This is a genomic window from Amycolatopsis sp. CA-230715 (genome assembly GCF_018736145.1).
In the GTDB taxonomy this organism is placed as follows: domain Bacteria; phylum Actinomycetota; class Actinomycetes; order Mycobacteriales; family Pseudonocardiaceae; genus Amycolatopsis.
Genome location: NZ_CP059997.1, coordinates 2,823,193 through 2,835,735, shown reverse-complemented (window position 1 = coordinate 2,835,735; position 12,543 = coordinate 2,823,193). Strand labels below are relative to the sequence as shown.

Here is a 12,543-nt window from a genome sequence, read left to right as displayed (position 1 = left end):
AGGGTGCCGTGGAGGTCGGTGGCGATGACGCGGCGGCGCGGCGTGTGGCGGAGCTGTTGTCGCCGGCGGCGATCGATGCGCTGGTAGCAGACGCCGAGGCTTCGGGGATGGGCCTGGATGGCGCGCAGGGTTTGCTGAATCAGCTGACGAAGGCGGTGCTGGAGCGGGCGCTGGAAACTGAGATGGCCGACCATCTCGGTTACGATAAAGGTGATCCCGCTGGTTATGGTTCGGGGAATTCCCGTAACGGGAAGAGCGCGAAAACGGTGGTCACCAACTCCGGTCCGGTCCGGTTGGATGTGCCGCGGGACCGGGCGAGTACTTTTGAGCCGCGGATCGTGCCGAAGCGGAAGCGTCGGCTTGGTCAGATCGATGACATGATCTTGTCGTTGTATGCGCGGGGAATGACGACTCGGGACATCAAGGAACATTTGGCAGAGGTGTATGATGCCGAGGTTTCCCCGGCGTTGATCTCGAATGTCACAGATGTGGTGGCCGAGGAGATCACCCAATGGCAGAATCGCCCGGTTGATGCGGTTTATCCGATTATGTACATCGACGCGGTGGTCGTCAAGATCCGTGAGGGCGGCACGGTCGACAACCGGTCCGCGCACCTGGTCGTCGGGGTCGACACGGACGGGTTCAAGCACGTCCTGGGCATCTGGATCGGCGAGAACGAGGGAGCGAAGTTCTGGCAGAACGTGCTCAACGAGCTGGTCAACCGCGGCCTGAACGACGTGCTGATCGTCTGCTGTGATGGCTTGACCGGGTTGCCTGATGCGATCGGCAACGTGTGGCCGAAAGCGATCGTGCAGACCTGCGTCGTGCACCTCATCCGCGCCTCGATGCGGTTCGTGTCCCTCGACGACCGCAAGGCTGTCGCGAAATCCCTCAAACCGATCTACGAGGCCGCTAACGAAGCAGCCGCACAGCAGGCTCTCAACGAGCTGAAACACACTTGGGGTCAGAAATACACGGGTCTGATCTCGACCTGGGAACGCGCCTGGGAGGAGTTCATCCCATTCCTCGAGTTCCACCCGGCCATCCGGAAGGTGATCTACACGACGAACATGATCGAGTCCATCAATTACCAACTACGGAAGATTAGTAAGACACGAGGTCATTTTCCCTCTGTCGACGCCGCGATCAAACTGCTCTACCTCGGTGTCCGTAACATCACCGGACGACACATCGACGGCGAGGGACAGTTCGCCGGGAAACGCGGAACCGGAACCTACGGGTGGAAACGAGCACTGAACGCGTTCGCAACCCGCTTCGGCGACCGGCTACCACTCTGACCGACAAGTACAGAACGTAGTCAAACCCGTAAGTTCAAGTCACAAGAAGGACACAAAGTCACCCTGCTTACACAGAAAATTTGACAACCTCTGGATCCGGGCACGGTGCCGATAGAACGTCCGCCTATCGACACCATGCTCCCGGCACCACGCCGACACGTTCTCAACCGGCACTTCAGCCGTCAGCATCGCGTCCACGAATCGCATGATCGTCCCATTCCGCGTCATGGCCCTCACCACAACGCCGGTCAGGCGGCAGATCATGCAACATCACCCGACCCGGGTGTGTCACATGCTGCGATACACAAACTGTGTCAAAACAGCTGATACTGAACACGGCGCTGACTGCCGCCAAGGTGGCCTTCACGGCATCCGGCCCGCCCCTCACCACGCCTGCCCGCCCGTCGCGCCCCACTTCGCGCCGCCGACGACATTTAGCCCGCTAACTGCACTTGGCGGCCGCCTCGGCCAGCTCGCCCACCCACAACGTTTAGCCCGCTAACTGCACTTGGTGGCACACTTCGCCCGCCTACGGTCCGCGCCGAAGGCGCGGGAGCCACTTGCCCGCCTACACATCCGAGTGCCGCGAGGTCCGGGCCGAAGGCCTGGCCATGCAAAACCCAGCCACCACTGCGATCCGGCGCGCCCCGCGCGGCGGGAGCGTGCAGTCGGTCGCAGGGCCCCCTGGGCCCTCTGAATTTGCGATGGCAGGGCGCACCCCGCGACCAACCGGCGGGTCGAGCTGGGAGCCGCGCCCTGGCAGCGCAAATTCTGACGACCGATAAAGAATTCAGTGCTGCAGCGGGAAGCCGCCGCCGATGCCTCGCCAGGCGAGGTTCGCGGTGAGGGCGACGGCTTCTTCGCGGCTCATGGTGCTGTGGTGGGCGAGCCAGAACCGGGCGCTGACCTGGCTGAGGCCGACGAGGCCGACGGCGAGCAGGCGCGCTTTGTCCTCGTCGAGGCCCGCGTCGGCGGTGATGGTGTCGGTGATGGCGTCGACGCTGGCGGAGGTGGCCCTGTCGACGGCGTCCTGTACGGCGGGCTCGCCGCGGAGGTCGGATTCGAAGACCATGCGGAACGCGCCGGCGTCGTTGCTGACGAAGTCGAAGAACGCGCCGACGGTCGCGGGGACGCGCTGGCGGTTGTCCGTGGTGGAGTCGAGCGCGCCGCGGACCCTGCTGACGAGTTCGTCGACGTGGCTTTCCAGCAGCGCGATGTAGAGGTCGAGCTTTCCGGGGAAGTGCTGGTAGAGGACGGGCTTGCTGACGCCTGCCTGTTCGGCGATCTCGTCCATGGCCGCGGCGTGGTAGCCGTTGGCCGCGAAGACCTTCTGCGCGGCGGAGAGCAGCTGCGCGCGTCGTTCGGTCCTCGGCAGGCGGACCCCACGGGGCTGTGCTCCCGTCGCGGTCATGTCGGCCATAGGTGCCTCCCTCGGTGTGTTCGCGCACCGCGGCGGGCGGGGTCGCCACCCGTGCGGAGCTGCCCCGACATTACTCGCCGGTATGCCCGGTCTGCCAAATCCCGCCGGAGAATCAGGCATTCTGGCAGTGTGCCGGAACCCGCAGTCACCCATGTGCCCCTGTCGCGCACCGCGCTGCCGCCGCTGGATCAGACCACCCCGCCCTGGCCTGGCGGGATGGAGCAGGTCGCGGGCGGCAAGCTGCACGTCCGCCGCGTGGACGGCGACGGCGAGGCGACCGCCGTGTACGTGCACGGACTCGGCGGTTCGTCGACGAACTGGACGGACCTCGCCACGCAGCTCGCGCCGTTCGCCCGCGGCATCGCGGTCGACCTGCCGGGGTTCGGGTTTTCGGAGCCGCCGCCGGGGTTCGACTTCAGGCTCGCTTCGCACGCCGACCTGCTCGCCGAGTTCCTCTCCGGCCTCGGCGAGGGCCCGGTGCACCTGCTGGGGAACTCGATGGGCGGCGCGATCTGCCTGCTGTTCGCGGCGAAGCACCCCGAGCTGGTCCGCACGCTGACGCTGATCTCGCCCGCGATGCCGGACCGCAGGCCGGACCCCCGGCGGCTGTCGGACCCGAGGATGGCGCTGGCGTACCTGCCGTTCGTGGGGCCGGGCGTGCGGCGGCAGCTCGCCGCGCTGGGGCCTAGGGAGCGCGCGTCCCAGGTGATCAAGCTGTGCTTCGCCGACCCGTCGGCGTTCCCGGAGCAGCGGCTCGGCGAGCTGGCCGAGGAGCACGGGGCGCGCGCGGAGTTCGCGTGGGCGGCGCCGGCGCTCGCGCAGAGCACGTTCGGCATCTTCCGTACCTGGTTCGCCCGCGGCACGGAGTCGCTGTGGGCGGTCGCGCCGACGGTGCGGGTGCCGTCACTGGTCGTCTGGGGCGCGAAGGACCGCGTCATCTCGGTGCGGCGCGCGCCGAGGACGGCGCGGCTGCTCGGTGACGCACGGTTGCTGGTGCTGCCGAAGACCGGGCACGTGGCGCAGATGGAACGGCCGGTGACCGTCGCGAAGGCCGTGCTGGGGATGTGGGAGTCGGTCGAGAACGGCGGTTGGTAGAAGACCCGCTGGGCCGTCCGGGTGAAGTAATTTCACTGAGCGGTGACGACCGCAGGGAGGAATCGCGCCACTGGACACTGAGTGATGCGCCAGTCGCCGCCTGCGTAACGGTGCGCGTATGGCACCCTGGGTTCCGTGAACCGGCCGCCGCACGAGGTGCGAGGCAACGTGCCGCGGGACCAATACCCGCCGTTGCCCCGCCGGTCTCCCCTCTCTTCGTCCGCCGCGAGTGCGTCGCGGTCGGGGCAGTACCGGCCGCGTCCCGCGCCGAAGGTCCGGCTCGGCGAGGACCGCTACCGCCCGGGTTCCCGGCGCACCACGAGTGAGCCGCTGAGCGCGTCGTGGCGGCCGCAGGAGGACCCCGACGAGCCGAAGCGCCCGCGCAAGAAGAAGAACGCGCTCGGAAAGCTGGCGAAGACCTACGGCTGGCGCGTGTACGCGTTGCCGATCCTTGTGGTGATCACGGCGCTGGTGGTGTTCAACACCGTGACGGGCCCGCCGGAGCCGCTCACCGAGCCGACGCAGAGCGCCGCGGGCGGGCAGTCGAACGGCCAGGGTGACGGGCCGACGGAACGCCCCGCCGCCCCGGTGAACGTGAGCATCCCGACCGCGGAACTGCCCAACGGCGGCAACTTCACGGAGGCGGGCAAGGGCACCTACCACACCGTCGCGGTCCCGCCCGACGGCGGGAAACGCGTCGGCAACGGCGGCAAGCTCTACACCTACACCGTCGACATCGAGGACGGGATCGCCCCGGCGGAACTGCAGGGCGACGACACCTTCGGCAACACCGTCGAGACCATCCTGTCCGATCCGCGCAGCTGGACCGGCACCGGCGGGGTGTCCTTCCAGCGCGTCGGCGCGAACGCGCCGGACCCGGACTTCCGGGTGAGCTTGACCACGCTGAACACCACCAAGCGCACCGACGTGTGCGGCTTCGACATCCCGTACCCGACGTCGTGCTACCGCAAGAGCTTCGACCACCGCGTGGTGATCAACCTCGCCCGCTGGATCCGCGGCGCGAAGGCGTTCGGCGGTGACATGGGCAACTACCGGATCTACGCGATCAACCACGAGGTCGGGCACGCGGTGCGCAAGAGCCACGTGGGCTGCAAGGACAACGGCGGGCTCGCGCCGGTCATGATGCAGCAGACCTTCGGCGTCGCGAACAACTACGTCGCCCAGCTCAACCAGGTCGACCAGTACAACTCGAAGGCCGTCCCGGCGGACGGGAAGACGTGCCGCTTCAACCCGTGGCCCAACCTCGAGGTCGGGGACTCGAAGCCGAACTGACGTCCACCATGTGGACGCCGGGAAGGCTCGCTTGCCCTTGCGCGTTGGGCATACTGGGATGCTCGTGAACCACGATGGAGGACCCATGTCACTGCCGCCGCTCGTCGAGCCGGCCGCCGAGCTCACCAAGGACGAGGTGGCCCGCTACAGCCGTCATCTGATCATTCCGGATGTCGGGATGACCGGTCAGAAACGGCTGAAGAACGCGAAGGTGCTGGTGATCGGCGCCGGTGGCCTCGGCAGCCCGGCGCTGCTGTACCTGGCCGCTGCCGGGGTCGGCACGCTCGGCATCGTCGACTTCGACGAGGTCGACGAATCGAACCTGCACCGCCAGGTGATCCACGGCCAGTCCGATATCGGCAAGCTCAAGGCCGCGTCGGCGCAGGAGTCGATCGCCGAGGTCAACCCGTTCGTCAAGGTGCACCTGCACACTGAACGGCTGGAGAGCTCGAACGCGCTCGACATCTTCCGCGAGTACGACCTGATCCTCGACGGCACCGACAACTTCGCCACGCGCTACCTGGTGAACGACGCCGCGGTGCTGCTCGGCAAGCCGTACGTGTGGGGCTCGATCTTCCGGTTCGAAGGCCAGGCCAGCGTGTTCTGGGAGGACGCGCCGAACGGCAAGGGCCTCAACTACCGCGACCTCTACCCCGAGCCCCCGCCGCCGGGCATGGTCCCCTCGTGCGCCGAAGGCGGCGTGCTGGGCGTGCTGTGCGCGTCGATCGGCTCGATCATGGTGAACGAGGCGATCAAGCTCATCACCGGGATCGGCGAGCCGCTGCTCGGCAGGCTGGTCAGCTACGACGCGCTGGAGATGCGCTACCGCGAGGTGAAGATCCGGAAGGACCCGGAGACGCCGAAGATCACCGAGCTGATCGACTACGACGCGTTCTGCGGCGTGGTGTCCGACGACGCGCAGCGCGCCGCCTCGGGCAGCACGATCACCCCGGCCGAGCTGAAGGCCAAGTTCGACAACGGCGACACCTTCGAGCTGATCGACGTCCGCGAACCGCACGAGTACGAGATCGTGAACATCAAGGGCGCCAAGCTGATCCCGAAGGACCGCATCCTCTCCGGCGAGGCGCTGGCCGAGCTGCCGCAGGACAAGCCGATCGTGCTGCACTGCAAGTCGGGCGCGCGGTCGGCCGAGGCGCTCGCCGCACTGCACGCGGCCGGGTTCGCCGACGCCACGCACCTCGGCGGCGGCGTGCTGGCCTGGGCGAAGCAGATCGACCAGAGCCTGCCGACGTACTGACGTTCCGCGGCGAAAACGGCGGGTGCCCCGAAAGGGGTGCCCGCCGTTTTCCGTCACCGGAAGAACGTGCCGAAGAACGACCCGAAGATTTCGACCGTGCTCCCGCGCTCGCCGCGGCCGGGGAGGACCTTGCGCAGTTCGGGTTCGGTCGCGGGGCGGGCGGCGCGGGCGTACCGCACCAGCTCCTCCTGGCTGAAGTCCCCGTCCACGGTGAGCCGCACGGTGGTTTCGCCGCGCTGTTCGGTGTGGTTCTTCGCGTCGTTCACGACCGGCCCGCGCTCGCGTGCTTCGACGGTGGCGTCCAGCGAGACGATGAAGACGTGCTTGGTGAGGACCATCTTCAGCACGCCGCCTTCGACCTTGGCGGAGGCGAGCGCGTAACCGGGGATGTCGGTGGTGAGCGCGCGGTCGCGGGGGACGTCCTTGTTCGCGAGCCGGGTGAAACCGTCCTCGGGTGGACGCGTGGTGGGAAACCAGATCCCGAACGCGACGAGCGCTCCGATCAGCGCGGTGGCGCCGAGCCTGACCCGCACGTGGTGCCCGAGCACGGCGGCGGCCAGCGGGAACGGCAACGTGAGCGGGACGACGGAGAACCAGCCGAGCGACAGGTCCGCCGCGTCCGCGACCGAACCGGCGAAGACGGCGCCGAGCAGCCCGGAGACGCCGACCGCGACCGCCCAGCCGATGCGGGGTTTCGGGCGCGCGGTCCACGGCGAGCCGCCGGTGGTGAGCGTGCCAGCCAGGTAGAGCGCGCCGAGGAGCACCGCGAGCGCGAGGAGCGCGAGCACCGGCGCGTGCAGGAACGCGGCGAGGAGGAAGAACCAGCCGCCGCTCACCGCGAAGGCCAGGCTGAACCCCCACACCACGGCCAGGTGCACGACGACGGCGCGAGTCCCGATCACGCGCGGCAGCATGCCAGCCCGCGGCTCCGGTCGTAGGAGGTTCGGGGAATTCCGAGCCCCGTACCGCGGAGCGGTTTCGACCGGTACCGTCGAGCCCTGTGCCGACCTCCCGCGAACGTCCCCCGGACCACGCTTGCGCGGCGTTCGGCGTGACGGCGGCGGACGCCGAGCCGATTCCCGGGACGACGGCGTGGCGGTGCGGGCCGATCGTGCTGAAACCGGTGCGGGAGAAGCCGAAGGCGGCGTGGGCGGCGCGGACCCTCGAAGCGGCCGATGTGGCCGATCTGCGGGTGGCGCGGCCGGTCCGGTCGACCGACGGCAGGCTGATCGTCGGCGGCTGGGCGGCGAACCGGTTCGTCACCGGGCGCGCGGAGCACCGCCACGACGACACCATGCTCGCCGCGGTGAAGCTCGCGCGCGCCACCGAGGGCGTGCCGAAGCCCGCCTTCCTCGACGACCGCGACGACGTGGACGCGATCGCCGACCGCATCGCGTGGGGCGAACTCGAAGCGCCGATAGACGAGCACAAGGGCGGCCGGTGGTTCGAGGTGCTCGCGGGTGCGCGGCGCCCGGTGTCCAGTCCGGACCAGGTCGTGCACGGTGACCTGTTCGGCGCTGTCCTGTTCGACGGTGACGCGCCGCCGGGGATCGTGGACTTCAGCCCGTACTACCGGCCCGCGGAGTGGTCGGCGGCGGTGGTCGCGGTCGACGCGCTGGCGTGGGGCGGTGCCGGGATCGAGCTGCTGCACCGGTGGTCGCATCTGCCGGAATGGTCCCAGATGTTGTTGCGCGCCATGCTGTTCCGGCTGGCGGCGCACGCGTTGTCGCCGCAGTCGACGCGTGCCGCGCTGGACGGGTTGCGCGCGGCGGCGCGCGAGGTCAGCGAACTGGTCTGAGCATCACCAGGTGACGCGGACGTCGGTGAATCCGCGCGCCTTCGCGATCCGCGCGGCCTCTTCCTCGGCCGCTTTCCGCGCCGCCACCGAGAGAGTCCAAAAAGGACTGATGGTGAAGTCGAGCCGCTTCCCGCTCGTCTTCGACCGCCACACGCCGTTGATTTCGCCGTCGGCGAGGAGCACGCCGGGGTTGCCGAGCATCCGCCACACTTTCTTCTGCAGCGCGCGATCCGGAACGAGCACGGCACGATCCCGTGCCTGCAGGAACGGATCCCACGGCGGCAGCAGCCGGACCAGGTCGGGCTCAGGCGGGTTTTCCAGCGCGGCAAGGTTTTCCGCGGCGATGAACGCGCGCTTGCCGTCGACGTCGACCGGGACGAGATCCGGTGGCAGCACGGTTTTCGCCGACGCCGCCGAGGTGCCGACGAAACCGGCTGCGTCGCCGGGCGTGGCCGGGCCGTGCAGGGCCAGATAGGCGGCGATCGTGGCGGTCACCGCGGCGGGATCCGGTTTCGTGCCGATGCGCCCGCGGCCTTCGAGCGGGGCGAGCACGGCCGGTGACTCGCCGGGGACCAGCCGGACTCCGCCGGGCAGCGCGCAGAGCCGGAAGAGGTTCTCCAGGATGTGCGTGGCCTGGCAGCCCCGGCAGGCGTAGGTCAGTGCCTCGGGCACGAGCTTCGTGATCGCGGTGCTCGCCGCGCCCTTGCCGGTGGCGCCCGGAACCGCCTTGCGCATGGCGCGTGCCGCGGTGAACAGCGCGTCCGTCGCCGTCATTCCGGCGTCCGTCGCTTGTTTCGCCCGCCAGCCGAGGCGTGCCATGGCGTCGGCTTCGTTCAGCGGTATCAAGGAACGCGTCACGGCGGGCAGATCGGCGCGCCGGTGGTAGTGCTGCGCGCCGCGGTGCGACCACACGAGAACCAGCTCGGGATCGTCCACAAGGGACGGTGTGCCGTCGAGCCTCGCGGTGAGCGCGAGCAGTGCGACGTCGCGCGCGCCGTCCTGCACGCCGAGGTCGAACACGGCGAGCGAGGCGGCTGTGTCCGTACCGGCCTGTTCGCGGTGCAGGCCCTGCGCCGCGATCCGGTACGCCAGCACCTGACGGCGGTCCACGGGCGCTCCTCTCGTCGGTGACGAGTTCATCATGCGCGGCCATACCTGTCATCTTGTGTCAGGTATGCGGGGCATACTGGCCCGATGCGGGCGAGCAGACTGCTCTCGGTCCTCCTGCTGCTGCAGAACCGCGGGCGCATGACGGCCGAAGAACTGGCCACCGAGCTGGAGGTTTCGGTGCGCACGGTCTACCGGGACATCGAGGCGCTTTCCGCCTCCGGCGTGCCGGTCTACGCCGATCGCGGGCGCGCGGGCGGCTACCAGCTCGTCGACGGGTACCGCACGCGGCTGACCGGTCTGACCGAGGAGGAGGCGCAGTCGCTGTCGCTGGCGGGCCTGCCGGTCGCCGCCGCCGAACTCGGGCTCGGGACCGTGCTCGCGGCGGCGCAGCTCAAGCTGTACGCGGCGATGCCAGAGGAGCTGCGCACGCGGGCGGGGAAGGTCGCCGAACGGTTCTACCTCGACGTTCCCGGGTGGCATCGCGGGATCGAGAGCCTGCCGGTGCTTTCCGCGGTCGCCGAAGCGGTCTGGCAGACGCGGCGGGTGAAGATCCGGTACGAGCGATGGGGCCAGCGGATCGTGGAACGCGAGCTGGAGCCGCTCGGGCTCGTGCTCAAGGCGGGCAACTGGTACCTCGCGGGGCGGTGCGAGGGCAGCGACCGGACCTATAGGGTGTCCCGCATCCTCGACCTGACCGATCTCGGCGAACCGTTCGACCGCCCGGCGGACTTCGACCTCGGCGAGTACTGGCGGCAGTGGTCCGAGCAGTTCGAACAGCGGATGTTCCCGAGGATCGCGCGCGTCCGGATGTCGCCGAAGGCGCGCGTGCTGGCGCCGTTCTACACCGGCGCGGTCGGCGCGCGAGCGGTGAGCGAAGCAGAACAGGCCGGTGGCCCCGACGACGACGGGTGGATCGAGGTGGAGCTTCCGGTGGAACCGGGCGAGTCGGCACTGGGCGAGCTGCTGCGGTTCGGACCCGACCTGGAAGTGCTCGGCCCGCCCGAACTGCGGGCGCAGCTGGCCGAGCGGATCGCGGAAATGGGGGCCGCTTATGCGTGAGCTGGACGGCGTCACGATCGGGATCACCGCCGAGCGGCGGGCGGAGGAGTTCACGGCCGCGCTCGAACGGCACGGGGCGACCGTGTGGCACGCGCCCGCGATCAGGATCGTGCCGCTGCCCGACGACGAACGCCTGCGCGAAGCGACCGAAGACATACTCGCGCGCCCCGTCGCGTTCACGGCGGTCACGACCGGCGCGGGGTTTCGAGGCTGGGCCGAGGCCGCGGAGGGATGGGGCCTTCGCGAACAGCTCGTCACGGCGCTGGGCGGTTCGCGGATCTTCGCGCGCGGGCCGAAGGCTTGCGGCGCGGTGCGGGGCGCGGGCCTGCGCGAGGAGTACTCGTCGAAGGAGGAAACCAACGCCGAGCTTTTCGGGGAGCTGGCGAAGGCCGGGGTCGACGGCGCGCGGGTCGCCGTGCAGCTGCACGGATCGCCGTTGCCGGAGCACACTTCCGCGTTGTCGGCGGCCGGTGCCGAGGTCGTCGAGGTGCAGCCGTACCGCTGGCTCGACCCGGCCGAACCCGAGCGCGTCTTCGCCCTCATCGACGGCGTGCTCGACGGCCGCGTGCGCGCGCTGGCTTTCACGAGCGCGCCCGCGGCCGCGAATTTCCTGAACCTGGCGCGGGTTCACGGCGTCCACGCGGAGTTGCTGACCGCGTTGCGATCCGGTCCGGTCACGTGCGCCTGCGTCGGTGCGGTCACCGCCGCGCCGCTGGCGGATTTCGGCGTCCCCACTGTGCAGCCGGATCGGCAACGCCTCGGCGCCCTCGTGAAACTCCTCGTCAGTCTTCCTTGAGCGCGCTTCCCGCATGCCCCGAAGGCCACCTTCGGGGCATCATCGGATCCCCGCCGAGACAGTGGAAGCCCTTACCAGAGCGGAGTTCGCGGCGCTGGATTCCCCATTAGGCCACCTCCGGGCATCACGCACGATCGCCCGACCGTTGGAGAAGTGTCTTTCGGGGACGCTCGTCAGTCTTCCTCGGTGAGGGGCTCGCCCGCGGCGGCCTTGCGGACGTTTTCGCGGCCGGTGTCCTCTTCGGTACGGCCTCGCCGCCAGTAGCCGGTGAACGTGATCGAGCGCTTGTCGACGCCGCGTTCGCGGACGAGGTGGCGCCGCGTGAACTTCACCAGGTCCGCTTCGCCGGAGATCCACGCGTAGGGCTCGCCGTCGGGGAGTTCGGCGGCCTTGACGGCGTCAAGGACGGCTTCGCCGTGCGGGCGGTCGCCGCGGTGCACCCAGTCGATCTGCACTTCGCCGCGGGTTTCGAAGCGCTGTTCCTCCTCGGGCCCCGCCACTTCGACGAACGCGCGCAATCGTTGCCCGGCCGCGAGTTGTTCGACGATGGAGCCGATCGCGGGCAGCGCGGACTCGTCGCCGACGAGCAATTGCCACGCGGCGCCGGGCTGCGGGTCGTACAACGCGTACGGCGGGCACAGGAACCCGATTTCGTCACCGGGCGCGGCCTTCGCGGCCCATTCCGACGCGGGTCCGGCGTGCTCGGGGTGCAACACGAAGTCGATGTCCAGTTCGCCGAGCGAAGGCCGCTGCGCGCGGACGGTGTAGGTGCGCATCGGGGGCCTGAGCGCATCGGGCATCGCGAGGTACCGCTGGTACCAGCTGAGCACGCCGTCGGTGCTGTCGAGCGGCGGTGGCACGACCGGGCGCCGCTGGCCGGGCAGCGGGAAGAAGACCTTCGTGTACTGGTCCGGCCCGACGTCGAGCGTCGACGCCGGGTTCTGCCCGGTGAGGGTGATGCGGACCATGTGCGGGGTCAGCCGTGCCAGGCGGCTCACCCGCAGCGTGTCGTAGGCCATGGTCGGCCGGTTCGTGCGCGCCTCGGTCGTCATTAGGCAAGGCTAACCTGATCGTCGACGCGAGGGCCAGGGTGACCTAGGACGCTTGCCAGCGGTACTTGCGCAGGCTGACCTTGTCGCCGTCGGCGAGCACGCCCTCGGCGCGCAGGAGTTCGAGCTGGCGGTGCCGGATGTGCGGCGCGGGAATCCCGCTCGCGCGCAGGATCCGGTGCCACGGCAGGTCCTGGCCGTCCTCGGACAGGACCCGCCCGACGAGCCGCGGCGTCGACGCGCCCGCGATCGCCGCGATGTCGCCGTAGGTGGCGACCTTGCCGGGCGGCACGTCGGCGACCACCTCGCGGATCCGCTCGTGCAGCTGCTCGTCCATGCGACCACTGTGCCGCACCCCGGATGGGCA

12 protein-coding genes are annotated in these 12,543 nt (G+C 69.5%); 7 read left to right on the top strand and 5 right to left on the bottom strand.

Going from position 1 to position 12,543, the window contains the following annotated elements:
• Positions 1 to 44: 44 nt before the first annotated feature.
• Entirely contained in the window at positions 45 to 1,298 is a 1,254-nt protein-coding gene (locus tag HUW46_RS13000) for an IS256 family transposase (protein ID WP_215549828.1), read from the top strand.
• Positions 1,299 to 2,088: 790 nt separating this feature from the next.
• Here HUW46_RS13000 and HUW46_RS12995 read toward each other — a convergent pair.
• Positions 2,089 to 2,709 (bottom strand): TetR/AcrR family transcriptional regulator, encoded by a 621-nt coding sequence (locus tag HUW46_RS12995; RefSeq protein WP_215549833.1) that lies wholly within the window; start codon positions 2,707 to 2,709, stop codon positions 2,089 to 2,091.
• A 225-nt stretch (positions 2,710 to 2,934) separates the two neighbouring features.
• On the opposite strand from HUW46_RS12995, the gene HUW46_RS12990 reads away from it, so the two are divergent.
• The 3 genes from HUW46_RS12990 (at position 2,935) to moeZ (ending at position 6,364) form a co-directional block, all read left to right on the top strand.
• Positions 2,935 to 3,813, top strand: coding sequence for an alpha/beta fold hydrolase (locus HUW46_RS12990; RefSeq protein ID WP_215549832.1), 879 nt, complete (start codon positions 2,935 to 2,937; stop codon positions 3,811 to 3,813).
• Between the two features lie 135 nt (positions 3,814 to 3,948).
• The gene (locus HUW46_RS12985) at positions 3,949 to 5,106 is read left to right on the top strand and encodes a DUF3152 domain-containing protein (protein WP_215547517.1); all 1,158 of its coding nucleotides are present in this window, start codon (positions 3,949 to 3,951) and stop codon (positions 5,104 to 5,106) included.
• Between the two features lie 85 nt (positions 5,107 to 5,191).
• Positions 5,192 to 6,364 (top strand): adenylyltransferase/sulfurtransferase MoeZ, encoded by a 1,173-nt coding sequence (gene moeZ / locus HUW46_RS12980; RefSeq protein ID WP_215547516.1) that lies wholly within the window; start codon positions 5,192 to 5,194, stop codon positions 6,362 to 6,364.
• A 53-nt stretch (positions 6,365 to 6,417) separates the two neighbouring features.
• Here moeZ and HUW46_RS12975 read toward each other — a convergent pair whose 3' ends face one another.
• A complete protein-coding gene (locus tag HUW46_RS12975) occupies positions 6,418 to 7,266 on the bottom strand; it encodes a hypothetical protein (protein ID WP_215547515.1) in 849 nt (282 codons plus the stop codon).
• 98 nt (positions 7,267 to 7,364) lie between these two features.
• Here HUW46_RS12975 and HUW46_RS12970 point away from each other — a divergent pair, with 98 nt between their 5' ends.
• Positions 7,365 to 8,162, top strand: coding sequence for a TIGR02569 family protein (locus HUW46_RS12970; protein ID WP_215547514.1), 798 nt, complete (start codon positions 7,365 to 7,367; stop codon positions 8,160 to 8,162).
• A gap of 3 nt (positions 8,163 to 8,165) precedes the next feature.
• Here HUW46_RS12970 and HUW46_RS12965 read toward each other — a convergent pair whose 3' ends face one another.
• The gene (locus HUW46_RS12965) at positions 8,166 to 9,272 is read right to left on the bottom strand and encodes a DNA glycosylase AlkZ-like family protein (protein ID WP_254126129.1); all 1,107 of its coding nucleotides are present in this window, start codon (positions 9,270 to 9,272) and stop codon (positions 8,166 to 8,168) included.
• Positions 9,273 to 9,356: 84 nt separating this feature from the next.
• Between HUW46_RS12965 and HUW46_RS12960 the strand changes: the two genes are divergently transcribed.
• Together HUW46_RS12960 and HUW46_RS12955 are read left to right on the top strand one after the other, a co-directional pair.
• The gene (locus HUW46_RS12960; protein WP_215547513.1) at positions 9,357 to 10,331 is read left to right on the top strand and encodes a helix-turn-helix transcriptional regulator; all 975 of its coding nucleotides are present in this window, start codon (positions 9,357 to 9,359) and stop codon (positions 10,329 to 10,331) included.
• On the top strand, positions 10,324 to 11,127 hold the full coding sequence (locus HUW46_RS12955; protein WP_215547512.1) for a uroporphyrinogen-III synthase: 804 nt from the start codon (positions 10,324 to 10,326) through the stop codon (positions 11,125 to 11,127). The genes HUW46_RS12960 and HUW46_RS12955 overlap by 8 nt, the downstream gene beginning before the upstream one ends.
• Positions 11,128 to 11,300: 173 nt before the next feature.
• On the opposite strand, the gene HUW46_RS12950 is transcribed toward HUW46_RS12955, so the two are convergent.
• Together HUW46_RS12950 and HUW46_RS12945 are read right to left on the bottom strand one after the other, a co-directional pair.
• Complete coding sequence (locus tag HUW46_RS12950) at positions 11,301 to 12,179, bottom strand: siderophore-interacting protein (protein ID WP_215547511.1); 879 nt, start codon at positions 12,177 to 12,179, stop codon at positions 11,301 to 11,303.
• Positions 12,180 to 12,222: 43 nt separating this feature from the next.
• Entirely contained in the window at positions 12,223 to 12,513 is a 291-nt protein-coding gene (locus HUW46_RS12945; RefSeq protein WP_215547510.1) for an MGMT family protein, read from the bottom strand.
• Positions 12,514 to 12,543: the final 30 nt, after the last annotated feature.